The sequence below is a fragment of the Frondihabitans peucedani genome (genome assembly GCF_039537585.1).
Classification (GTDB): Bacteria; Actinomycetota; Actinomycetes; order Actinomycetales; family Microbacteriaceae; genus Frondihabitans; species Frondihabitans peucedani.
This window is the reverse complement of the sequence record NZ_BAABAU010000001.1, coordinates 1,836,602-1,860,419: the sequence shown is the minus strand read 5'-3', so window position 1 is coordinate 1,860,419 and position 23,818 is coordinate 1,836,602. Positions and strand designations below refer to the sequence as shown.

Genomic DNA, 23,818 nt, shown 5'->3' with positions numbered 1-23,818 from the left:
TTTTGAGCACCTCCCGCCGCACGGTCGCGTTCCTCGTCCTGTCTCTCACGGGCGGTGTCGTCTTCCAGGTCGCCTACATCCGCTTCGTCTACCTCGGCGACACGGCGCGCGCCCTCGACATCTCGATCCAGGAGTACGGCAACGTGACGTCCGTCTTCGGGGCGGTCGCCGTCGTCATGTACTTCGTCGGGGGCTGGTTCGCCGACCGGTTCTCCCCCAAGCGGCTCATCGTGGTCGCCCTCGTCGGAACCGGCGCCGTCGACCTCTACCTGGCCACCGTCCCGGGCGTCGCCGGCATCGTCGTCGCCCACGTCCTCTTCGCGGTGTTCGGCATGGGCCTCTACTGGTCGGCGCTCGTCAAGTCGATCGGCATGCTCGGCAGCCCCGACCAGCAGGGCCGCCTCTTCGGGTTCCTCGAGGGCACGCGCGGGCTCGCGTCGACCGTCGTCGGGTTCGTCGGCTCCGCCGTCGTGGCGGCCGCCGTCGTCGCCTCCGACGGCGTCCTCACGCTGATGCGGCTGTTCGGCGTCCTGTGCTTCGTCTTCGCCGTGCTCGTCGCGGTGCTCGTGCGACAGGACGAGGCCGAGCGCCAGGCGGCCGCCCGCCAGACCGTCACGCTCGGCGAGCTCCTCTCGGCCGCCCGCAACCGGTACACCTGGCTCATCGGCGGAACGATCATGGCGATGTACTGCTTCTACACGCTCCTCGGCTACCTCACGCCTCTCCTGCAGAACGGGTTCGGGGTCGCCGCGGCGGCGGTCGGCGTCATCGGCGTGATCCGCACCTACGTGTTCCAGTTCGTGGCGGGGCCGGTCGGCGGCATCCTGGCCGACAAGGCGACCCGCTCGACGCCGCGCTACATCCGGCTGATGTTCGTCGTGGCGGGCGCCGCCGCCCTCGCCTTCCTCCTGCTGCCGCACCGTCCCGCCCTGATCGGAGTCGCGTTCGCGATCACGATCGTCCTCTGCTTCGCCGTCTTCTCGGCGCGCGGCGTCTACTGGGCGACGGTCGGCGAGGTCGGCGTCCCGGCCGTGCAGCGCGGAGGCGTCATCGGCCTCGCCTCCGGGCTGGCCTATCTGCCCGACGCGTTCCTGCCGTCCGTCGGGGCGTGGTGGGTCGGCGATCCTGCGAACGGCGTGGCCGAGCAGGGCGGCGGGTTCACGGCCCTCTTCGCGTTCCTCATCGGCGCGGCCGTCGTCGGCTTCGTCCTGACGACCCTCACCCTTCGCCAGTCGCGGCGCCCCGGCACTCTCCCCTCGGCCTCCACGGCCTCCACCGCATCCACCACCGAAAGGCCCTCATGGACATCAGCGACTTCTCCCTCGACCTCTTCTCGCTCGACGGGCGCGTAGCCGTCGTCACCGGCGGCAACTCCGGCCTCGGGCAGGCGTTCACCGTCGCCCTCGCCAAGGCCGGCGCCGACGTCTTCGTCCCGAGCGTCGCCGACGACGACGGCGTCACGCGACGGCTGGTCGAGGCCGAGGGCCGCCGCTACGAGTTCCTCGAGATCGACCTCACCGACGCCGCAGCGCCCGAGGCCGTCATCGACGCCTGCCTCGACCGGGTCGGCCGGATCGACGTGCTCGTGAACTCCGCCGGGATCTGCACGCTCGCCCCCGTCGCCGACTTCGGCCGACCCCAGTGGGACCCGATGGTCGCCGTCAACCTCACCGCCCCGTTCGCCCTCGGCCACGCCGTCTCGCGGCACTTCACGGCCCAGGGCTCCGGCAAGATCATCAACATCGCGTCGCTGTTCGCGTTCCTGGGCGGGCAGTGGTCGCCTGCTTACGCCGCCACGAAGCACGGCATCGTCGGCTTCACCAAGGCGTACTGCGACGAGCTCGCCGGGCACGGCGTCCAGGTGAACGCGATCGCGCCGGGCTACTTCGCCACGGCGATCACCGAGCAGACCCGCTCCGACCCGGCCACGAACCAGCGCGTCCTCGACCACATCCCCGCCGGCCGCTGGGGCGACGTCGCCGACCTCATGGGCGCGACGGTGTTCCTCGCCTCCCGCGCCTCCGACTACGTCAATGGCCACACGCTGACCGTCGACGGCGGGTACCTCGTGCGCTGAGCAGGCGCACGCACCTGCACGTCCCGTTCTCCCCTCCCCCTGCGCCACCCACGAAAGGCCTGCCCATGCTCGAATCCCGCTCCCCCCTCGACCGGTCCGGAGTCCTCGCCGGCCTCCTCGCCCTCCTCGGCCCGTCGAAGGTCGACACCACCCCCGAGGCGCTCGACGAGGCCAGCGTCGACCGCTTCAAGAAGTACCAGTCGGTCCACGGCATCTTCGACGCGCCGCGGCCGGTGGCGATCGCGTACGCCGAGTCCACCGCCGACGTCTCCGCGATCCTGCGCTTCGCCGACGACGAGCTCGTCAACGTCGTGCCCCGCTCCGGCCGGACGGGCACCGAGGGCGGCCTCGAGACGAGCGTCGCCGACACGATCGTGCTCGACTGCTCCCGGCTCGACCGGATCGTCCGCATCGACCGCGAGAACATGCAGGCGACCGTCCAGGCGGGCGTGCCGCTCCAGGACCTCGAGGACGCCCTCCGCGAGCAGGGCCTCACCACCGGCCACTCGCCGCAGTCGAAGCCCCTCGCCCAGTACGGCGGGCTCGTCGCGACCCGGTCGATCGGCCAGTTCTCGACGCTCTACGGCGCGATCGAGGACATGGTCACGGGCCTCGAGGCGGTGTTCCCGGGAGGCCACGTGCGCAGGATCAAGAGCGTGCCCCGACGCGCCGCCGGCCCCGACATCCGCCACGTCGTCATCGGCAACGAGGGCGCTCTGTGCGTGATCACGGAGGTGACCGTCAAGGTGTTCGTGCACCAGCCCGAGAACAACGAGTTCCACGGGGCGCTCGTCGACGACATGGAGACGGGCGTCGCGATCCTGCGCGAGGTGGTCGTCAACGGCTTCCGCCCGTCGGTCGCCCGCCTGTACTCGCCGGAGGACGCCGCCCAGCACTTCTCGCACTTCTCCGACGGCAGGTGCGTCGTGGTGTTCGTGGCGGAGGGCCCGCGCGGGATCGTCGAGGCGACGAGTGCCGAGATCCGCCGGGTCCTCGCCGGGCACGAGCACGAGAGCGTCGATCCTGCGCTCATCGAGGCGTGGTTCGACGACCTCAACTGGGGCCAGGACAAGATCGACGCCGAGAAGACCGACATGCTCGAGACCGGCCGCCTCGGCTACACCACCGAGATCTCGGCCGACTGGTCGGCGGTCGTCGACGTGTACGACGCCGTCCTGCGCCGCATCCGCGACGAGTACCCGCACGCGAACGACCTCACCCTGCTCGGCGGCCACTCGTCGCACAGCTACCAGACCGGCACGAACCTCTACTTCGTCTACGACTACGCGATCGACTGCTCACCGGAGGAGGAGATCGAGAAGTACCACGTGCCGCTCAACGCCATCATCGTCGAGGAGGCGCTGAGGCACGGCGGGTCGATGGTCCACCACCACGGCATCGGCAAGTACCGCACCCCCTGGACAGCGGTCGAGCACGGCACCGCGTACCCGGTCCTCGAAGCGCTGAAGACGGCCTTCGACCCGAACGGGATCATGAACCGCGGCACGGTCTTCCCCGTGCCCGGCGCGATCCAGCCCGCGGCCGAGGCGGCCGGCACGACCGCGGCCCTGGTCTGACCGTGCCCCGCTACGTGGTCGGGATCGACAGCGGCTCGCAGAGCTCGAAGGTCACCGTGTTCGACGAGCTCGGCGCCGTGGTCTCCGAGGGGCGGGTGGCGCTGCGACCGACGGTGAGCCCGACGCCGGGGGCGGTCGAGCACCCGGGCGACGACCTCTGGGAGTCGATCGCGGCAGCGTGCAGGATGGCGATGGCGGCGTTCCCGCACGATCCCCGGTCGATCACCGGCGTCGGGCTCTGCACCATCCGCTTCTGCCGCGCGTCGCTCCGAGCCGACGGGTCGCTCGCCGGGCCCGTGCTCAGCTGGATGGACCCGCGCGTGGGCCGCCCGTTCGAGGCGGAGGGAGGCGACGCCGCGCGCGTCACGACCTCGTCCGGCTACATCACCCACCGCCTGACCGGCCGGTTCCGCGACACCGCCGCGCAGTACCAGGGCGTGTGGCCGATCGACCACGACGCCTGGGACTGGTCTCCGGACGAGACGGCCTACACCGCGACGGGCCTCCGGCGGGAGCAGCTCTCCGAGCTCGTGCTGCCGGGCGAGATCCTCGGGGAGGTCACGGCCGAGGCGGCCGCCGCGACGGGGCTGCCGGTCGGGCTCCCCGTGGTGGCGACGGCGAACGACAAGGCGGTGGAGGCGCTCGGCTGCGGTCTCACCGACCCGCGGACGCTCCTCATCTCGCTGGGCACCTACATCGCGGCGATGTCGGTCGGCGATCAGCGCGCAGCCGCACCGACCGCGTACTGGTGCAACTTCGCCAGCGAGCCGGGCGTCTTCCTCTACGAGAGCGCCGGCATCCGCCGAGGCATGTGGACCATCAGCTGGTTCCGCGACCTCCTCGGCGAGGCCGCTGCCGCGGCTGCGGCGGCAGAGGGCACGCGCCTCGAGGAGGTCCTGAACCGCGAGGCCGAACGCGTCCCCGCAGGATCGGGCGGCCTCCTCAGCGTCCTCGACTGGCTGGCCCCGACCGGGTCGCCCCACCGCCGTGGCAGCATCCTCGGCTTCGACGGTTGGCACGGCCGAGCGCACGTCTACCGCTCCCTCCTCGAGGGGATCGCCTTCACGATGAGACGGGCGACGCTCGCCATGGCGGCCGAGGTCGGGGTCGAGTACGACCGGGTCGTCGTGTCGGGCGGCGGATCGTCGTCCGACCTGATGATGCAGATCCTGGCCGACGTCGTCGGCCTGCCGACGGAGCGGGTCGTCGGCGAGAGCGCGGCCGGACGAGGCGCCGCCGTCTGCGCGGCCGCCGCCACCGGTGTGCACCCGTCGCTGGGCGCGGCAGTCGCGGCCATGGTCCACCGGCGCGACCGCTTCGAGCCCGACCCGTCGACCGCCGCCGTCTACGCCGACCTCGGCGCCCTGCACGGATCGATCACCGAGGCGACCGACCCGCTGTACGAGCGGCTCGCGGCTCTCGGCTCGGCCGGGACGGCGTCATCCTGAACCGGCCTGGGTGTACCCCGAATACTCAGACACCTGAGGGCTGCTCGCAGCGCGCGAATATCGTGGCGACCATCCGGCCATCGGGGCCGCAGCGAAAGGGTTTCTCATGAGCAGCACCACCGCATCCGGCCGTCCCACGACGGTCACGGTCTCGTTCATCATCTGGCTGGTCGTCGTCCTCGCGAACATCCTGTCGGGGATCATCAACCTCGTCTCGGGCGGCGGCAGCAGCAGCGCCGCCAGCAGCGTCGGCACCGCACCGCTCGTCACCGGAGCGATCTTCGCGTTCGTCCTGGCCGTCGTCGAGGTCATCATCGTCTTCAAGATGCGCGACGGTCGCAACTGGGCCCGCATCGTCCTGCTGATCCTCGCGATCCTGCAGATCATCGGCGTGGGCGTCGGCGCTGCCAGCGGCGGAAACGCGTTCGGCTGGATCGGCGGCGTCGCCGTGATCGTCGCCACGATCCTCATGTTCGTCGGCGGAGCGAACGGCTACTTCCGCCGCCGCTAGGCATCCGACGGCGTCTCGTCTCGCCAGCCACTCCCGCCGGGCCTCCCCGGGTCGGTACGGTTGGCGAGCAACTCGACCCGATCAACTCGAACTCCGACGAAAGGCCAGCACTCGTGACCTACTCAGCACCCCAGCCCTACGGCAACCCGAACGCCCCGGTCGGGGCCTCCGACCGCTACAGTGTCCTCGCGATCGTCGGGTTCGTCCTGGCGTTCGTCTTCAGCCTCGCCGGTCTGATCGTGAGCATCATCGCTCTCACCCAGATCAAGCGCACCGGCGAGCGCGGTCGCGGTCTCGCCCTGGCGGGCGTCATCATCAGCGCTCTCTCGCTCATCATCGCCATCGTGATCTCGATCGTGGTCTTCTCGGCCGCGGCGAACCAGGTCGGCACGACCTACTAGCGCGTCCCGCACCACCACCCCCTCAGACCCTCGCGATCGGCCGCGACGGTGGTCCTAGGACCACCGCGACAGCCGATCGCGAGGGTCTGACCGTTGCGGGGGGCGGGGGGCGGAGGGCGGAGCGCGGGGCACGGGGGGCGGGGCGGGGCGGGGGGCGCACCGACGAGAGTCAGCCGCTGTGCTGCGTCAGCCCGTGCTCGGTCTTCTCCCAGTAGTGCGGCCGGGTGAGCAGCTGCCACAGGCCCTTGTAGGCCGCGACGGAGTGCAGGATCCAGTAGACAGGGTTGAGCAGCGACCACAGGATCAGGTTGAACGTGCCCCGCTTGAACGGGCCCATCATCGACAGGTAGACCATGATCCCGTTGCCGATCAGGAAGTTGAACAGGCAGATCCAGAGCACCCAGGCCGGGAAAACCCGCCCGATGACGTCGCTCGGGATCGCCAGCGACGCGGCGGTCACCAGGTAGAACGGGATCACGCCCAGGAACGTCGCGGGCGTCCCGCCGATGAGCAGCGCGAAGCTCAGGAAGCGCACGAAGCCGATCTCGCGGATGAGGGCCGCGGGGCGCCGGGCGTGCACGAGCGTCGTCTGCATGTAGCCCTTGATCCAGCGTGACCGCTGCCGGATGAAGTTCGGGACGGACGTGTTCGCCTCCTCCATCGTCGTGGAGTTGATCACGCCGACGCGGTAGCCGATGGCGGCGGCGCGGATGCCGAGGTCGGCGTCCTCGGTGACGTTGTACGGGTCCCAGCCGCCGAGCTCGATGAGGGCCTCGGTCCGGAAGTGGTTCGACGTGCCGCCCAGCGGGATCGGCAGGTTCGCGTGGTCGAGCCCGGCGAGCATGTAGTCGAACCAGTAGGAGTACTCGAGCGTGAACATCCTGGTCAGGACGTTCTCCGTCGCGTTGAAGTAGTTGAGCGCCGCCTGGACGCAGGCGGTGTCGGGGCCTCCGCGCTGGAACGCGATCAGCGCCTTCTTGAGCTGGTCGGGGTCGGGTGTGTCCTCGGCGTCGTAGATGACGAGGAACTCGCCGGTGGCGAGGTAGAGGCCGACGTTGCAGGCGCGCGGCTTGGTCTGCGGGGCGCCCCGGGGCACGGTGACGATGTGGAAGTGCGCCGGCGGGTCGGCGCTCTCGATGGCGCGGCGGGTGTCGTCGTCCTCCGCCTCGATCAGGATCAGCACCTCGAGCTTGTCGACCGGGTAGTCGAGGCCGCCGAGGTTGTCGATCAGCTGCGCGACGATGTTCGCCTCGCGGAAGACCGGCACCAGGACCGTGTAGACGGGCAGCTCCTCGTCGGTCAGCGCGGCGACCTCCGTCGGGGTGATCCGCTCGACGACGTCGAACTGAGCACCGCGGAGCGCGATGACGAACTTGAATCCCGTGCCCGCCAAGAACACCAGGCTCACGAGGGCGAGCAGTCCGACGACGACCTCGCGCGGCCAGACGACGAGCAGAGCGACGAGCACGACGCCGGCGACCAGCCCCGAGACCTTCTGCGCCCGCGAGAACACGACGCGCCCCGAGAGCTCCGGGTTCCGCGAGAAGAGCGCGTTCGCGGCGTCCTCGGCGACCTTCTCGTCGAACAGCTGCACGACCGTGTTCTTGAGGTCCCACGCGCTGACCGACACGAAGGTCACCGGTGCGCGGAGCTCCTCCTCGAGGGCGTCGCCGAGGGCCGCGTCGTCGGCCCGCTCGGAGGTGGCGACCAGGATCGTGCCGTCGTCGAGGCGGCGCACCGGCAGCCAGTCCTCGGCCAGGTACCGCTGACCGGAGGCCCTCCTGACCAGCAGGAGGTCGAAGTCGGTGAGCGCGAGGGGCTGCGTCGTCGCCATGTCAGTGACCTCCGAGGATCGCCGAGGCGCCGACCGCGACGGAGTGCATCCAGTCGACGACGATGGGCCGGTTGAACGCGGCCGCCCAGGCGATGACGATCTGGGCGCCGGCCACGACGGTGATCAGGATGCTCGACCGGGTCGTGTTGGCGGCGGGCAGGATCGCGATCCCCATCATGGTCATGATGAGGAAGGTGTTCCCCGCGGAGTTGGCCGGGATGAGGTCGAACACGTAGCCGATCAGCAGGGCGGCGAACAGCAGCGTCGAGATCAGGATCGCGCCGGGTCGGCGGACCAGGAGCGCCAGCGCCCATCCGGACAGCATCGGCGCGACGAGCAGGAACCCGTTGAGGGTGGTGACGAAGCTCGGGACGATCGCCCAGCGCGCCGGGTCGTAGACGAACTGCTGGGTGAGGATGAGGAACGGCGTGTGGAGGAACACCAGCTGGAGGAACGCGACGGTCGCGAAGGTCGACAGCGTCGGGAAGAGCACGACGAGGATGTTCGACCCGCGGGCGCCCTTCTGGCCGCGACGGGCCAGCGTGAGGAGCGGCGCCGTGAGGCCGGCGACGACCACGAACACGAGGCCGCTGGCGCTGCTGAGCGCAGTCAGCATGAAGAGGATGCCGGCGCGGAAGCCCGCCTGTGTGTTGCGGTTGACGATGAACCGCACCATGTTGATCGCACCGATGCCGAAGAAGGCGATCCCGAGGAACGCCTCGAAGTTCGTCGTCACCATCGCGGCGAAGAGCGGGTTGCCGCCGAGCGCGATCATGAAGACGGTGATCTTCGCCGGGTGGAAGCGCCGCTGGTGCATCACCTGGATCATCTGCTGCAGGAACGGCCCCGCGAGGAGCGCGCCGACGAGCCCGAGGCCGAACGCGCCTCCGGGGATCACGGCCCCGAGGACCGTGCTGATCGGCGGGTAGAGCTCGCCGACCCAGGCGACGTCGGCGCGGGTCCAGTCGATGGCGGCGACGCGGGCGACGAGGTCCTCGTTGACGGTCGTCCCGGTCGCGAGGCCGGGCGACAGGCGCTCGACGAGTGCCACCAGGACGAACGGGACGGAGAGCGCGAGACGCAGGATCCACCGCGCCGAGGCCCGGTTCGGGAACGCCTCGAGCCGCACCCGGGCCGGGCTGAGCGGTGCGTTCCGCGCCGCCTCGTGCCGTCCGCCGCCGAAGCGGACTCCCGGGATGGCGACCATCAGGCGGCGTCCTCCTCGATCGAGGCGGACAGCTCGAGGAAGATGCCGGCGAGCCGCTGGACCTCGTCGGGAGCGACCACCCGGGCGAAGATCCTGCGATAGACGTTCCAGGCGTCTTCGACCGCGGCGCCGCCTTTCGCGGTCAGCGCGACGTTCACGCGGCGCCGGTCGGTCGGGTGGGCCTCGCGGGCTGCGAGGCCGGCCTTCTCGAGGCGGTCGACGAGGGGCGTGATCGATCCGGCAGTCTGGTCGAGGAGTCGCCCGAGGTGGCCGAGGGTGGTGCCGCCGAGGATCCGCAGGATGAGGAGCGTCCGCAGGTCGGTCTCCCCGATCCGGTGGCGCCGCGCGAGCCGGGCGGTGAGGCGGTGGTTCTGACCCTGCAGGCGCGCGAACGAGACGAGCAGGTGCTTCATGCTGACCTCGTCCGGCACGGCGACGGCGGTGGCTGTCGGGGTGCTCGTGCTGCCGGTGCTCATCTCTCGGGGGCTCTCTCTCGTGACGGCGGCCCGATCGGAAGACGGGTCGATAGTCACAGCATAAGAAAGCTCGATGATCGAGCGACATCCCCAGAGAGAGGGGTCCCAGATCGGGGGCCTCGGCGGGAGGCCCCCGACCGGCCGGCGCGTGAGCGGGGTCGTCAGGTCAGCGCAGGATCACGCCCCCGTCCGCCGCGGCCCGGGCTCCGGGCGGCGGAAGCGGCGGAACAGCACCAGCGCGAGTCCCATCATCAGGATGCCGAAGCCGATCAGGACGATCCCCGACACCCCCTGGCTTCCGGTGAAGGCGAGCGATCCTGCGATCGTCCCGGCGACCGAGACGGGTGCCGCCGGAGTCGGCGTCGCCATGGCGGACCCGCCGGATGCCGGGCCTCCGCCGGCCGAGCCGCCGGAGCCGCCTGATCCACTGGAGCCGCCACTCGAGCCGCCGGACGTCCCGCCGGTGGTGCCGGTGCCGGCCGCGGGCGCCTTCGGGTAGGTGACCGTGATGGTGGACGCGACGAGCACGTCGTCCGAGTCGGAGACCTGGTAGCCGATGGAGGCGGTGCCGATGAAGCGGCCCTTCGGCGTGAAGGTCACGACGCCGCTCTTCACCGCGAAGGTCCCCTTGCCGGGCACGGTGAACGAGTCGGTCGGCGCACCGGTCGCAGGATCGAGCAGCTGCACGGTCGACGGGTCGAGGTTCGCGCCTGCCGAGGCCGTGTCGTTGCGGAGCGGCGAGATGCTCACCCTCCGGCCCGGCTCACCGCTCGCGGTGTCGCTCGCGGCCTCGGCGGCGGCGAGGACGTCGATGGTCGCGACCGCGGTGGTCGTGGTGCCCGCCGCGTCGGTGATCGAGTACGTGAACGTGTCGCGTCCGGAGAAGCCCGCGGTCGGCGTGTAGACGTACGAGCCGTCGGGCCGGACCGTGACGGTCCCGTGCTTCGGCGCGGTCTGCAGCGCGGCCCGGAGCGTGGTGCCCTGGTCGTTCGCCAGGAGTCCGCGGGTGGCGGTGACCCTGAGAGCGTGGCCCGCGACGGTCTGACCCGCATCGGCGACCGCTCGCGGCCGCACCGTGATCGTGACCGTCGCGTGGGCGGTCTGGCCGTCCTGGTCGGTGATCGTGTACGGGACGGTCTCGACGCCCGAGAAGCCGGGCTTCGGCGTGTAGTCGAGCGTCCCGTGACCGGTGATGGCGACCGTGCCGCCCGCGGTCGGGGTGCCGACGGCCGTCACGAGCAGCGCCGAGCCCGAGTCGTTGCCGAGCACGCCCGGGCTCTTCAGTGTGAGCTCCGATCCTGCGGCCACGGTGGCTGCGTCGTCGGTCGCGGTCGGCGCGACGGTCAGGGTCACGAGGCCCGTGCTGATCTGGCCGGCGTGATCGGTCACCGTGTAGGTGAAGGTGTCGGTCCCCGAGAACCCGTCGGCGGGCGTGTAGGTGTACGAGCCGTCGGGCCGCACGAGCAGCGAGCCGTGCTGCACGGTGCGGTCGATCCTGGGTACGAGGCCCGTTCCCGACGCATTCGAGAGGAGGCCGTCGTCCGCGGAGACGCTCCTGGGCGTCCCCGAGAGGACCGTGTCCGTGTAGTCCGCCGCGAGGTCGCCGACGAGGATCGTCGCCGTCGCGGTCGAGGTGCCGTGGAACGAGTCGGTGATCGTGTACGCGAACGAGTCGGTGCCCGAGAAGCGGGCGGTCGGCGTGTAGACGAACGACCCGTCGCTCTGCCTGGCGAGCGTGCCGTGGGCGAGCGTCGAGACGGAGCCCGAGCCGGACGCGGCCGGGGTCACCGCGGTGACGGTCAGACCGACCCCGAGGTCGTTGCCGGTGAGCTGAGCGGCCGTGATCGGCAGCGCCGTCCTGGAGGGCGTGGTGAACGCGTCGTCGAGCGCGCGGGGGGCGACGGTGACGGTCACCTGTCCGGTCGCGGTCTGACCCGACGCGTCGGTCACGGTGTAGGTGATGGTCTCGGGGCCCGAGAACCCGGCGGCGGCAGCGAAGTCGAAGGTGCCGTCGGCCGCGATCGTCACGGTGTTGCCGTCCGAGAGTGTGACGGGGGTGCCGGGTGCGGACGATCCTGCGACGGCGGTCACCGCCAGTCCGGTGCCGACCGAGCGGCCGAGGACGCCCGGTGCGTCGATGTGCGTGACCGAGCCGGCGAGGCCGCGGGCGGTGCCGTTCGGCGCGGACGGCAGGATCGCCAGCTTCACCGTGGCCGTCGCGGTCTGGCCGCTGGTGTCCGTCGCCGTGTAGGTGAACGAGTCGGGGCCCGAGTAGCCGGCGTCTGGCGTGTATGAGTACGAGCCGTCCGAGGCCAGGGTCAGGACGCCGTGCCTCGGCGGCGCGGCGACGGTCGCCTTCAGACGCGTGCCCGTGTCGTTCGCGAGGACACCGCCTGAGGCCGCGACGGTGAGGGCGCGCCCGGCCGTCGTGGAGCCGGAATCGGCAACGGCCGTGACCGCGACGGTCACGGTGACGGTCGCCGAGCTCGTCGAGCCGGCTGCGTCGGTGACGGTGTAGCCGAAGGAGTCGGAGCCGGAGAACCCGTCGACGGGCGTGTAGGAGTACGAGCCGTCGCTGTTCGACGCCAGATCGCCGTGGGCGGGTGCGGTGACCGAGGTGACCTCGAGCCCGGTGCCGCGGTCGTTCGCGAGGAGCGCGGCCGCGGTGACCTTTGCCGTGCCGCCCGCCTGCACCTGCACCGTGTCGGCGAGCGCCTTGGGCAGGACGGTCACGGAGACCGTCCCGATGCCGGTGCCGCCGGAGGCGTCGGTGACGACGTAGTCGAACGAGTCGCGGCCCGAGAAGCCGGCGGTGGGCGTGTACACGAAGGCGCCGCCGGAGCCGAGGGTCACCGCGCCGTGCGCGGCGGTGTGACCGGGCGCGGTGTCGAGGGTCGCCTGGAGGCCGGAGCCGGTCGCGTTCGAGAGCAGGCCGTGCGCACTGTCCACGCTGTCGGCGAGTCCTGCGGTGGCCGTCGTCGAGAGCGTTCCGGCATCGGGGGTGACGCGGATCGAGGCTGTCGCCGTGTCCTGCTGGTTCGTGGCGTCCTGGACGGTGTAGTCGAAGGAGAAGATGCCGGAGAAGCCGGGCTGCGGCGTGTAGGTGATCGAGCCGTCCGTGGTGTTCAGCAGGACGCCGCCGACGGAGGGCGAGCCGACCGAGACGATGCTCAGCCCGCTGCCCTTGTCGTTCGCGAGGAGGACGGCGGCCGGGACGGTCTCCGACTCCGTCACCGGTGTCGAGGGCAGGATGTCGGCCGCAGCGACCGGCTTGACGCTGAGCGACACGGTGGCGGTCGACGGGTTGGTGCCGTCGGTGGCCGTGTACGTGAAGCTCGCCGGTCCGGAGAAGCCCGCGGCCGGGGTGAAGGTGACGGTGCCGTCCTGGTTCAGCGCGGCGTGACCGCCGGCCACGTCGCCGACGCTCGCGATCGACAGGGACAGCCCGTTGTCGTTGCCGAGCAGCGCCGAGGAGGCGACCGTGACCGGGGCGCCCGCGTCGGTCGCCCGGAGCGAGTCGTCGTGGGCCTTCGGCAGGACGGTGATGGTGACGGTCCCGGTCGAGGTGTCGCCGGATCCGTCGGTCACTGTGTACGAGAAGGCGTCCGGACCCGAGTAGGCGGCGTCCGGCGTGTAGGTGTAACCGCCGTCGGAGGTCACCGTGACCGTGCCGTGCTGGGGCGTCGTCGGGTCGCTCACCGACAGGTCGGTTCCCTTCGCTCCGACGAGGAGCCCGTCCTTCGCTGCGACGACGTCCATCTCGCCGGAGGTGGCGGTCGTCTGGTGGGTGCCGGGAGCCGGCTTGACGGGGATGGTGGCGGTGGCCGCGGTGCTGCTGACGCCGTCGGTCACCTGGTAGGTGAAGCCCGCGGATCCTGAGAAGCCGTCGTCGGGGGTGAAGGTCACCGTCGACCCGTCGTCGCTGAGGGTCGCCTGGCCGTTCGTCGGCCGGTCGACGCCGGTCACCCGCAGGTTCGATCCGAGGTCGTTCCGGAGCAGGTCGGAGACGTCGATCGTGGTGACGGCGCCATGGGCGATCGCCGGCAGGGTGTCGTCCTTCGCCACCGGGGTGACGACGATCGTCTCGGTGCCCGCTCCGATGCCGCCCGTGGCGTCCTTCACGGTGTAGCCGAAGGTGTCGGTGCCCGAGAAGCCGTCGGCCGGCACGTAGGTGAACGAGGTCTTGTCGTCGTTCGTCGTGACGGTGCCGCCCTGCGTCGACGTCGGCGAGACGCCGTCGAGGGTCAGCGTGGTGCCGACGTCGTTGCCGACGGCGGACGATGCCGGCGAGGTGGTTGCGGTTCCGGCCGTCGTCGGGGCGAGCGTGTCGGCGACGGCCCGCGGCGTGATGGTCATGGTGACCGTGCCGGTGGACGTGTTGCGGCCGGCGTCGGTGACGTCGTAGGTCCAGGTGTCCTGTCCCGAGAAGGAGTCGGTCGAGGTGTAGGTGTACGAGCCGTCTGCTCGGAGGTCGACCGTGCCGTGCGCCGGGCTCGAGGCGTTGGAGGCCGTCAGCTTCGAGCCCCTGTCGTTCGCGAGGACGCCGTCGGCGGCCGTCGCCGTGACGGTGCCGCCGGTCGCGACGGTGCCGGTGTCGGCGACGGCGGTCGGGCCGACGTAGATGGTCACGGTCGGGCTGACCGTCTGGCCCGAGGAGTCCTGCTCGGTGTACGTGAAGGTGTCCTCGCCGGCGAAGCCGCTGTTCGGCGTGTAGGTGAAGGCGCCGGTCGTCGAGTCGAAGCCGGTGAGGGTGCCGTTCGCAGGATCGGTGTGCCCGGTGATGGTGATCCCGGTGCCCGCGTCGTTGCCCTTGACGCCCGGGGACGCCACCGTGAGCTGCCTGTCGGTCGGGGTCGAGTAGGAGTCGTCGGCCGCCGTCACGTGCTTGGAGATCAGCGTGTTCGTGAAGAGGCAGGAGACGTCGTTGTCGGAGTCGGTCGGGAGGTTGACCGTCGCGACCTGCCCTGTTCCCGAGCCGAGATTCCTGCCGGTGGTCGTGTCGCACGACCACGTGGTGCTGTAGTCGGAGAGGTTCGTGCCGTTGGCGGCGGACTGGGTCACCGTGTACGGGGACGTCGGGACGACGAGGTTCGATCCTGCGGTCGCCGCCTGGGTGCCGGTCGCCGTGCCGGAGGTCGTCGCCGTGTTGCCGTACGAGAGGCCGTTGCCGGTGATCGCCAGCGAGAACTGGTCGGTGGACCGCCAGCGCTCGTTGACGCTGGTCTTCGCGGAGATGCTGTCGGCGTAGTTGCAGCTCGCCAGGTCGGTGGGGGTGAAGGTGTTGCCGCTCCCGTCGGCGATGGTGCGGGGAGTGCCGACGGTCGCGCCCGAGCTCGGGTTGATCTGGACGATGGTGCCGTTGACTGCGACGTAGAGGTAGCCGTTGGTCGAGAAGGCGATGCCGGGGCTCGTCGTGACCGAGCCGAGGGCGGCGATCTCCGTCGTGGTGAACTCGGTCGTCCCCGCCGTCGTCGGGAGCTTCCCGTTGACGCGCACGACCTGGTTGCCCGAGACCGCGTACAGCACGCCCGTCGTGCTGAACGCGAAGTCGCCGGTGCTGGCCTGGGCGAAGTCGAGGTAGCCGACCTGGCCGATGGCGCGCCCGCCGCCCGCCGGGTCGTAGGCGTACACGGCCGCCGTCTTCGTGTTGCCCTGCGCGTAGTAGTAGATGCCGGTCGAGGGGTCGACGGCACCCCGGTACGTGGTCGCGGGGACGGTCACGCCCGTGATCGCCGTCGTCGTGTTGTTCGAGGGGTCGTACCGGGTGAGGGTGCCGTTCGGGTTGGCCGCCGTCGCATTGACCGTCGCGTAGGCGAAGGTGCCGTTCTGCGAGATCGCCAGGGCGTTGTTGGCGGGGCTGAACGACTGCGTGATCGGCGTCGCCGTGCCCGAGCTGGCGGCGATCGACTCGACGGCGCCCTGGTTGTTGATCGCGTAGAGCGTGTTCTGGTCGCACGACAGGGCGGTGCTCGCCGCCTCGGCCGTCGTGACCTGCGTCACACCGAGGCCGACCAGCAGGATGCTCGTGGCGAGCGCTCCGAACGTGAGCAGGCGCTTGGACAGGGGGATCGGGGCGGCGTGTTCGGCCATGGTGGCACCTCGGGATGACTGAGGCCGGGGAGCGAGCGGCTGGGGAGACCACCACACCGACCTCGCGCCACTGATCTGGCCGCTGTCCGGAGTACCTCAGGCACGATCCTCGGTTCTTTCGCCCGCGCCGCCCAGTCCCTTTCAGGGTGGCGCCCCCTCGGGGGCCAGGAGCGTGCCGGGTCTCCGAGGGCCTCGCGGGCTAGAGCTCGAGGCCGGAGGTGGCGAACCGGTCGGACAGGAAGCGGCCGTTCACGAGCAGGGCCGTGGCGTCCTGCTCGACGGCGGCGTCCCGCATCCTGCGCACGGCCTCCTCGAGTGTCGCCAGCTGCGCCACCAGGATGTCCTCGGCGGTCGACCCGTCGGTGAAGCGGTGCGAGCGCGCCCACGCCTCGGGCAGAGCCACGTAGGCGCGGAGCGTGTCGGGCAGGTAGACGGTCGCCGTGCGGCTCACGAGGACCTCGGCCTCGATGTCGCCCTTCACCCGCGGGAGGGTGTCGCGGAGGCCGTCGACGATGCGCGCGACGCTCTCTGCAGCAGCAGGAGGAACGCGCTGCTCCAGCCGGGCGGGCAGGAGGCGGAGCCCTCGGTCGACGTCGGCCTCGTCGACGAGGAGGTCGGAGCCGGACGGCTGCACGCCGAGCGCCTGGAGCGCCCGGGCCGCCGATGCCGCATCGCCTGCGGCGTCGGCGGCGATGGCCGCCACCTCGCCCGCGAATGCCGTGAGCCAGTCGCCGAGCGGCAGCGTCTTGCGGGAGATGATGACGCCGCCCGAGACGTAGGCCGACTCGCCGACCAGGCGCCTGCCGTCGAGGCGGAGGGTCAGGGCGTCCTTCGGACTGGTGAGCTTCACCTGCGTGATGTCGCCGGCCGCGCCGGAGAGGCGGTCTCTGAGGCTCCGCGAGCGCTGCACCTCGAGGACGCGGTCGGCGACGTCGTCCGGGAGCGCCCGCGCCACACCCTCGACGAGGCTGGCGAGGAGTGCCTGCGGGTCGTCGGGGGCGGGGCTGTGGAGGGGGCTGACCGTCACCGGTAGGGCCCGTCGGTCAGCGGGAGGACGAGGCTCGGCGTCGCGATGACGTGGTCTTCGCGGAGGGACCGGACGGCGGTGCCGATGGCGAAGAACTCGGTCGTGTGGCCGCCCCAGCGGTGCGGCAGCGACAGCAGCTGAACGCCCACGACTCCCTCGGCGGCGAGCTGCTCGGCCTCGGCCTGCATGCGTCCCATCGCCAGTTCGCGCGCGTCGTAGAGGGCCTCCGTGTACTGCGGGATCTCGACGTTCTGGCCGAGGGTCCCCATCGACGCCATCATGCCGCGGTGGGCGATGTGGTAGACGCAGGTGCCCATGACCAGGCCCTGCGGAGCGTAGCCCGACTGGATCAGCGTCCAGAAGTCCTGCCCCGAGAGATCGGAGGTGAAGGGGAGGTTCTTGTTGTTCCGCCAGGTGCCGACGGGCGGAGCCTCGTCGGCGACGACGGCGGTGCCGATGGCGATGAACTCGGCGAGGTCGTTGCCGTACTCCTTGAACTCGATCTCGAGCCGGACCCCCACGATGCCGTCGGCCCCGAGGGCGTCGGCCTCCGCCTCCATGCGCGTCATGGCGAGCTCCCGGGCGTGGTACATCGCCTGGCTGAGCTTGTCCATCTCCATGTTCTTCGACCACTTCCCGACCTGGATGCCGACGTGGTAGACGCTCGACCCGAGCACGAGCCCGACCGGGCGGAAGCCCGCCTGGCGGACCAGGAGGAACTCGTTCACCGAGAGGTCGGACGTGAACAGGCGCGCCTTCCCGTCGGCGAGGCGCGCTCGGGCGTCGACGGGCAGCGAGACGGCGGAGAGATCGGTGGAGTCGGGCATCGGGTTCTTTCTCGAGGGAGGGGAGAGGAGCGCAGGATCAGCGGGCACGCGTCGGTCAGGAGTACCGGCGCGTCCGCACTCCCGGGTCGGTGAGCGGCAGCACCGTCGTCACCGAGGCGGATCCTGGTCGGTTCTTCGTGCGGAACGCGTGCATCGGACCGGGCACCAGGACGGTGCCGGCGAAGATCGCCTCGGCGTGGAGGTCGACCTCCTCGCCGCAGGGCGTCTCGAACTCGCGGACGAACTGCTGGGTGATGACGAGGTCGGCGATGCCGTCGCGCCTGGCGAGGGCGGACAGCTGGTCGCGGGCGTCGTGCCGGGCCGCGTTGATGAGGAGCGTGAGGCCGTCGATCTCTTGATTGCCGGCCCAGACGGATCGCTGCTGCTTGAGCTGCCAGTCCTCGTGCTTGGTCGCGACCGAGATGCCGAGCACCATCTCGCGGGGCTGCATGCCGGAGTGGATCGCGCTCGCGCAGTCCTCGACGCTGAGATCGGCGTACCAGATCTCGCCCTGCACGCGCGGCCTCGCCACGAGCGACGTGTCGACGCTGCGGACGGCGGTGCCGATCGCCGTGAACTCGAAGACGGAGGCGTCCATCCGCTGCCGCTCGACGCGGACGCCTACGACGCCCTCGGCCCCGAGGAGGCGGGCCTCGGCGAGCATCCTGTTCACGGCCGTGTGCCAGCCGTTCTTGAACGCCTGGACGTACGGGCCGAAGCCGGCGTACCCGCCGTGGCCGCCCGTCGTCGTGACGGGGGTCTGGTAGGTCTGGCCGCCGAAGCCGCCGAGAGACCCGAAGCCGCCCCCGGGCCTGGTGCCGTACAGGCTGCAGCCGGTGCCCGACCAGCCGAGGTTCATGGCGATCGACCCGAACACCTCGCCGACGGCCGCGAGCCCGGCGCTCTGAGCGGCAGCCGCCGCGGGTGCCGAGAACAGCGATGCCGTCGTGCCGCTCGCGCGCTGCCGCTCGACGCGCTCGTGCGCTGCCTCGGGGAGCCCGCCCCTCCATTGGTCCACGTGCTCATCCAAGCACCTGCGCCACCGGCTGACCAGGTGATGCGGCGAGGCCATCGGCGGTGTCGAGCGGGCTCCCAGGTGAACCGGTTCGGTAGGTTGTGGGCACACCTGCGTAGCGAGGGGGCCGCGTGTACCGAAGACCGTTCTGGATGCGCAGCGTCCGGCGGCGTCCGGCAGCGGCCGTCTCGCTCCTCGTGCTCTCGGCTATCGCCGTGGCGGTCTCGGTCACGGCGCCGGTCCTGCTGCGCTCCGTGGAGCAGCAGACCCTCGCCGAGGCCAGCGGGCCGGTCGGCGGCTCGCGCACCTCGATCGTCACGTCGGCCGATGCGAACCCCGGCGCCATCGCCACCGGGACCATCGCCGCGAGCGACGCCGCCGAGCCGGCCGCGGCGTCCCGCCTGTGGACGACGCCGGTCACGGCCGCCGAGAGCACGGAGGCGTACGCGTTGGGGCCGGCAGGATCGCGCGTCGACCCCGCGTCCGGTCCGACCGCGGCTCTCGTCGCGGTGGGCTCCGACTGCGCCGGGGCGCGCCTCCTCTCGGGACGCTGCCCGGTCTCGCCGGGGCAGGTGGCCGTCAGCCGCTCCGCCGCCCGCTCCGGCCTCCCCTCGACGACGGGCGAATCGGCGGCTCTCTCCGTCGGCACGGACCTGGTCGCCCGGGTCTCGGGAGCATCGCTGCCGCTCACTGTGGTCGGGGTCTACGACGACCGGCCGACGACGGGGCGGTTCCTGGCCGATCCGGCGAGCCTGGCCGGTGCGAGCGGGCCCTCGGGCGAGCCGTCGCTCGTCGTCTCCGACTCCGAGTTCGACACCCGCGGGATCAGCGGCACCGGCTACGGCCTCCTCACGCTGCGACACACGCTCCGGCTCGACGACGTCGTGCAGGTGCGGAAGGACATCGCGGCCGTCCACCGGCAGACCGTCGGCCCGATCGCGGCGATCACGAACACGCAGTCGTCGACCGGGCTCCCCCGGCTGCTCGACCGCGTCGAGGAGCAGCACCGCGCCGCCGAGGTGCTCTTCGCCGTCGTGACCCTCGAGGCCCTCGCGCTGGCCTGGTTCGCCGTCGCCCTGGCCGTGCAGAGGATCGGCCGGGTGCGGGCGCAGGAGTGGGGGTTGACGCGACTCCGCGGGCTCCCAGCGCGGAGGCGGCTGGCCACGATCTTCCTGGAGCCCGGGATCGCCCTCGTCGCGGGCGGGATCGCCGGGTTCGGGCTCGGCACCGGCCTGGCGCGGGTCGGGGCCGCGATCCTGCTCGGCCCGGACGCCCCCGTCGAACCGCTGCGGCCCCTGGTCTTCGCGACCGCCGGCCTCGCCCTCCTCGGAGCGCTCGTCGCACTGGTCGCCGCCAGCGTCCGGTCGGCCCGGCTCCCGCTGTCGTCGGTGCTGCGGGAGTCGACCGAGCCCCGCGCGATCGGCCGCGGAGCGCTCGTCGCGCAGACGGGGATCGTGCTCGTGACCGCCACCGTCGTGTACTCGCTCCTAGGCCAGACCCGGATCAGCGGTCCGCAGCTCGCCCTCCTGGCGCCGAGCCTGATCGCCGTCGTGGTCGGCCTCGTCGCGGTGCAGCTGGCCATCGCGGTCATCCGCCGCGGATCCCGGCGCGCTCCTCGCAGCCTCGGCGGCCTCGTCATCGGACGCCAGCTGGGCCGCGCACCGTCCGTCCTGATGGCCGCGGTGATGGTGTCCCTCGGGCTCTCGGTCGCGACCTACTCGGCCGAGGTCGCCGTGGTGGCGATCCGGCTTCAGCACGAGCGGGCCGACGCCGCCGTCGGTGCGAGCACGGTGCTGAGCGTGCAGGTGCCGCAGGATGTCTCGCTGCTCGGAGCCGTGCGCCGCGCCGATCCGACCGGTCGCCAGGCGATGGCAGCCGAGGTGTCGACGACCGGCAACGGGCCAGGGCGCTTCGTCGCCATCGATACGCCGCGGCTGGCCGCGGTCTCGAGCTGGCGGAGCGAGTGGAGCGGACTCTCGCCGTCCGCTCTGGCAGGGCGACTGGCGCCTCCTCACGGGCCGTCGTTCACCGTCCGCGGGTCCACGCTGCGGCTGAGCATCGCCGGGGCCGTCACCAAGGAGGGCCCGGCCGTGGCCGACGCCCTCCGCTTCGAGGTCGTCGTGCAGGCCGTCGACGGCTGGCACACGATCCGCTTCGGTCCGCCCCGGGACGGCGCCCTCGTCAGCCCCTCCGGCAGCTTCCCCTGCTCGAAGGGCTGCCGGCTCGTGTACGCGGGCCTCCGGAGCTCGGCCGCGGACGCACCCCCCTTCACGTCCGAGCTCACCGTCACCTCGTTCTCCACCGACGAGCAGTCGGCGAGCGACCTCGCCGCATGGCTCGATCCCGAGCGGTGGCGGAATCGGATCGGGGACAGCCAGGACGACCAGCAGCCGTCGACGGCCACTCTCTCGAGCCGAGCGGCCGGAGGCCTCCGGATCGTGTTCACCGACGACGCGGGAGGCAGCACCGTGAGCGCAGCACCGCGCGACGCCCCCGAGCCGCTGCCGGCGGTGGTCGGCACGAAGACGGGAGCGACCCGGTTCGCCGGTCTCACCGACACCGTCGACGGGGTCGGCCCCGATCTCAGCCCGCTCCTGCTCCACGTCGTGGCCCGGGCGCCCGCCGTCCCGCGGGTCCTGGACGAGGGCGTCCTGGTCGACCTCGAGGCGGCCGAGCGGGTCTCGGACGCAGGATCGCGGGTCGGTCTCGACGAGGTCTGGCTCGCGCCCGGCGCCTCGCCCGCCGTCCTCACGAGACTCCGTGCCGACGGCATCACCGTCACCGGCACGAGGCACCTCGGAGCGGTGCAGGACGCCGACGCCCGGGAGGCCCCGCCCAGGGCCGCCCTCGCCGGACTCCCGGTCGGAGCCGCCGCCCTCCTCCTGACCCTCCTCGCCGCCGCGGCGATCCGCGTCGTCGGGTCCCGGGGCCGACTCGTCGAGTGGCGCTCGCTGATCACGGCGGGGGTGCCGCCGCGGCGGCTCCGCCGACTGCTGGCACTCGAGGCGCTGCTTCCCTCGGCGGCCGGCGCCCTCCTCGGGATCGGCAGCGGCCTTGTCGCATTCTGGCTGACCATCGGCCGCCTCCCGCTGCTGGCCGGTGCCGGCCCGACTCCGCCGCCGGATCTCGCGCCGGCCCCGCTGCCGATCGCCGTCCTCGCGCTCGGGACGCTCCTGCTCCTGACGGCGGCCGCGCTCGTCGGGGCGCGGATCGAGTTCCGTCGGCTCGGGTCGACTCGGATCGGGAGGACGGCCCGATGAGCACTGTCGCGCTCCGCTGCGAGGGCCTCGTCCACGTCTACCGCGAGGCCGACACCGACGTCGCAGCCCTCCGCGGCATCGACCTCGTCGTGCAGGAGGCGGAGCGGATCGCGCTGCTGGGACCGTCGGGCTCGGGCAAATCGACACTGATGGCGATCGTGGCCGGGATCCTGCGCCCCTCGGCCGGACGCATCAGCGTGTTCGGCGTCGACATCGAGAGGGCCCGCGAGCGCGACCTGCTCAGGATCCGCCGCGACCTCCTCGGCCTCATGCTGCAGGGCGCTGCGACGAACCTGCTCCTCCACGAGGACGCGGAGGCCAACCTCGCCTGGGCGCTGCGCGGGAAGCCGCGGGCCGACGCGACGCTGGGGCGCAGGATCCTGCGGTCCAACGGTCTCGGTCGCGACCTGCGCCCCGTGTCGGCGCTGATCCCCTCGGAGCAGCAGATCGTCGCCCTCGCCGTGTCCATGGCCGCCCGCCCCCGGCTGCTCATCGCGGACGAGCCGACCAGCCAGCTCGACGACGCCTCCCGCGACCACCTCCTCGACCTGTTCGTCGACACGGCCGCGGCCGAGGGCACCGCGGTGCTGCTCGTCACCCACGACGAGGACGTGGCCCGCAGGATGCAGCGCATGATCCACCTGCGCGACGGACGCATCGGCGAGGAGGCGAGCGACGAGGGCCGCTTCGCCGTCATCGGCACCGACGGCTCGGTCCAGCTCCCGACGGCTCTGCGGGAGTCGTGGCCCGCCGGTGCCCTCGTCGACGTGGACGAGGTGGCGGCCGGCGAGATCCGGCTGCGCCTCCGCGGCGGGGAGGGCGAGCGGTGACGGGCGGGTTGGAGGTGCGGACCGTCGAGATCCGGCTGCCCTCGGGGCACCTGCTGCCTCCGCTGACGGAGACTCTGGCCGGAGGCGAGATCGTCGCTGTCACGGGCGGCGCCGGAAGCGGCAAGAGCAGCGTGCTCGTTGTGCTGGCTGGTCGTGCGGCGCCTGCCGCGGGTGAGGTGCTCCTCGACGGGACGCCGATCGAGCCCGGGACGGCGGGAGTGCTCACCCAGCAGCACGAGCTCGTCGGCGGGCTGACGGCGGTCGAGAACGTCAGCGTGCGGGTGCTGGGGCGCGACGGACGGCGGGCCCCGAGGCGCTCTGGCTCTCTCGTCGAGCCCGTCGAGGACCTCCTCGCGGCGCTCGCGCTGCCTCGGGCGTCGTGGCACAACCTCGTCGAGCAGCTCTCGGGAGGTCAGCAGCAGCGCGTCGCCCTGGCGCGATCGCTCGTGGGGTCGCCCCCGCTCCTCGTGCTCGACGAGCCGACCAGCGAGCTCGACGCCGCCTCGGCCGACATCGTGTGGGCGGCGCTCGAACGTGCTGCGAGCGCCGGCGCGGTCGTCGTCCTGGCGACCGACGATCCTGCGCTGCTCGGTCGGGTCACGCGGCAGTTGTCGCTGGTACGGCCGACGTCGCAGTAGTCGTCGCCTCGGCCCCCGCCGACGCGACGTCTTCTGCGATCTCGGGGAGCGCACCCCCGGTCAGGACGCGCTCAGCGCCCGACAGGCCGGTCGAACCGCTGCCCCTGCGGGTTCGACGGCAGCAGCGTGAAGATGAACACGGCGAGCTGGCCGAGGAACGGCACCAGGTTCAGCAGGACCCACCAGCCGCGGAAGTTCGCGTCGTGCAGGCGCCGCACCTGGATGGCGATCGAGGGCACCAAGATCGCGAGGTACCACAGCCCCAGCAGCCCGGTCGCCAGCGGCGAGTCTGTATTGAACGAGGCGCCCGCTCCGGTCGACGAGGCGGAGCTCGCCGCCGAGTAGTCGCCGGTGGCGATCGCGATCACGCTGCCGATGAGGCCGAGCACGAACGTGACGAGGAACGCCCAGAGGGCCCACCACCAGTACTCGCTGCGGCTGGCCCGGCCGGAGAAGGTGGCGTACTTCTTCCAGAAGCGGGTGAACGCCTTCGGGAACGGGATCCCGTACCAGGGCGCCCACAGCGGCGGCTCTCCCCCGAAGTCGCTCACCCGGTTGTGCTCGGGAGCGACGTACGAGGGCATCGGGGCCCCGGAAGGC

At 71.8% G+C, this 23,818-nt stretch carries 17 protein-coding genes; 9 read left to right on the top strand and 8 right to left on the bottom strand.

Features of this window, described 5'->3' with window-relative positions; all coding sequences use genetic code 11:
- Positions 1 to 2 precede the first annotated feature (2 nt).
- The 6 genes from ABD733_RS08550 (at position 3) to ABD733_RS08525 (ending at position 6,014) form a co-directional block, all read left to right on the top strand.
- Positions 3 to 1,352 (top strand): MFS transporter, encoded by a 1,350-nt coding sequence (locus tag ABD733_RS08550; RefSeq protein WP_344795021.1) that lies wholly within the window; start codon positions 3 to 5, stop codon positions 1,350 to 1,352.
- Complete coding sequence (locus ABD733_RS08545) at positions 1,301 to 2,077, top strand: SDR family oxidoreductase (protein ID WP_344795019.1); 777 nt, start codon at positions 1,301 to 1,303, stop codon at positions 2,075 to 2,077. The genes ABD733_RS08550 and ABD733_RS08545 overlap by 52 nt, the downstream gene beginning before the upstream one ends.
- A gap of 65 nt (positions 2,078 to 2,142) precedes the next feature.
- Positions 2,143 to 3,654 (top strand): FAD-binding oxidoreductase, encoded by a 1,512-nt coding sequence (locus ABD733_RS08540; RefSeq protein WP_344795018.1) that lies wholly within the window; start codon positions 2,143 to 2,145, stop codon positions 3,652 to 3,654.
- Between the two features lie 2 nt (positions 3,655 to 3,656).
- Complete coding sequence (locus tag ABD733_RS08535) at positions 3,657 to 5,102, top strand: FGGY-family carbohydrate kinase (protein WP_344795016.1); 1,446 nt, start codon at positions 3,657 to 3,659, stop codon at positions 5,100 to 5,102.
- Between the two features lie 106 nt (positions 5,103 to 5,208).
- Positions 5,209 to 5,613 carry a hypothetical protein gene (locus tag ABD733_RS08530; protein ID WP_344795014.1) on the top strand — a complete coding sequence of 135 codons (405 nt, stop codon included), beginning with the start codon at positions 5,209 to 5,211 and terminating at the stop codon, positions 5,611 to 5,613.
- A 113-nt stretch (positions 5,614 to 5,726) separates the two neighbouring features.
- Positions 5,727 to 6,014, top strand: a complete 288-nt coding sequence (locus tag ABD733_RS08525) for a DUF4190 domain-containing protein (protein WP_344795012.1) — start codon at positions 5,727 to 5,729, stop codon at positions 6,012 to 6,014.
- 169 nt (positions 6,015 to 6,183) lie between these two features.
- Here the strand turns inward: ABD733_RS08525 and ABD733_RS08520 are convergent, their stop codons facing one another.
- The 7 genes from ABD733_RS08520 to ABD733_RS08490 form a co-directional block, all read right to left on the bottom strand.
- On the bottom strand, positions 6,184 to 7,848 hold the full coding sequence (locus tag ABD733_RS08520) for a glycosyltransferase family 2 protein (RefSeq protein WP_344795010.1): 1,665 nt from the start codon (positions 7,846 to 7,848) through the stop codon (positions 6,184 to 6,186).
- Position 7,849: 1 nt separating this feature from the next.
- Positions 7,850 to 9,055 (bottom strand): hypothetical protein, encoded by a 1,206-nt coding sequence (locus ABD733_RS08515; RefSeq protein WP_344795008.1) that lies wholly within the window; start codon positions 9,053 to 9,055, stop codon positions 7,850 to 7,852.
- Entirely contained in the window at positions 9,055 to 9,531 is a 477-nt protein-coding gene (locus ABD733_RS08510; protein WP_344795006.1) for a MarR family winged helix-turn-helix transcriptional regulator, read from the bottom strand. Before ABD733_RS08510 ends, ABD733_RS08515 begins: the two co-directional genes overlap by 1 nt.
- A 177-nt stretch (positions 9,532 to 9,708) precedes the next feature.
- Positions 9,709 to 15,621, bottom strand: coding sequence for an Ig-like domain-containing protein (locus ABD733_RS08505; RefSeq protein WP_344795004.1), 5,913 nt, complete (start codon positions 15,619 to 15,621; stop codon positions 9,709 to 9,711).
- 199 nt (positions 15,622 to 15,820) lie between these two features.
- Positions 15,821 to 16,648 (bottom strand): hypothetical protein, encoded by an 828-nt coding sequence (locus tag ABD733_RS08500; protein WP_344795002.1) that lies wholly within the window; start codon positions 16,646 to 16,648, stop codon positions 15,821 to 15,823.
- Positions 16,645 to 17,475 (bottom strand): heavy metal-binding domain-containing protein, encoded by an 831-nt coding sequence (locus ABD733_RS08495; protein ID WP_344795001.1) that lies wholly within the window; start codon positions 17,473 to 17,475, stop codon positions 16,645 to 16,647. Before ABD733_RS08495 ends, ABD733_RS08500 begins: the two co-directional genes overlap by 4 nt.
- Before the next feature lie 55 nt (positions 17,476 to 17,530).
- Positions 17,531 to 18,493: a heavy metal-binding domain-containing protein gene (locus ABD733_RS08490; protein WP_344794999.1), complete on the bottom strand. Its 963-nt coding sequence runs from the start codon at positions 18,491 to 18,493 to the stop codon at positions 17,531 to 17,533.
- A gap of 128 nt (positions 18,494 to 18,621) precedes the next feature.
- Between ABD733_RS08490 and ABD733_RS08485 the strand changes: the two genes are divergently transcribed.
- The 3 genes from ABD733_RS08485 to ABD733_RS08475 are packed head-to-tail and all read left to right on the top strand — an operon-like array spanning position 18,622 to position 23,218.
- A complete protein-coding gene (locus tag ABD733_RS08485) occupies positions 18,622 to 21,750 on the top strand; it encodes an FtsX-like permease family protein (RefSeq protein ID WP_344794997.1) in 3,129 nt (1,042 codons plus the stop codon).
- Complete coding sequence (locus ABD733_RS08480) at positions 21,747 to 22,580, top strand: ABC transporter ATP-binding protein (RefSeq protein ID WP_344794995.1); 834 nt, start codon at positions 21,747 to 21,749, stop codon at positions 22,578 to 22,580. Before ABD733_RS08485 ends, ABD733_RS08480 begins: the two co-directional genes overlap by 4 nt.
- On the top strand, positions 22,577 to 23,218 hold the full coding sequence (locus tag ABD733_RS08475) for an ATP-binding cassette domain-containing protein (RefSeq protein WP_344794993.1): 642 nt from the start codon (positions 22,577 to 22,579) through the stop codon (positions 23,216 to 23,218). The genes ABD733_RS08480 and ABD733_RS08475 overlap by 4 nt, the downstream gene beginning before the upstream one ends.
- A 71-nt stretch (positions 23,219 to 23,289) precedes the next feature.
- On the opposite strand, the gene ABD733_RS08470 is transcribed toward ABD733_RS08475, so the two are convergent.
- On the bottom strand, positions 23,290 to 23,802 hold the full coding sequence (locus ABD733_RS08470) for a DUF805 domain-containing protein (RefSeq protein WP_425552898.1): 513 nt from the start codon (positions 23,800 to 23,802) through the stop codon (positions 23,290 to 23,292).
- Positions 23,803 to 23,818: the final 16 nt, after the last annotated feature.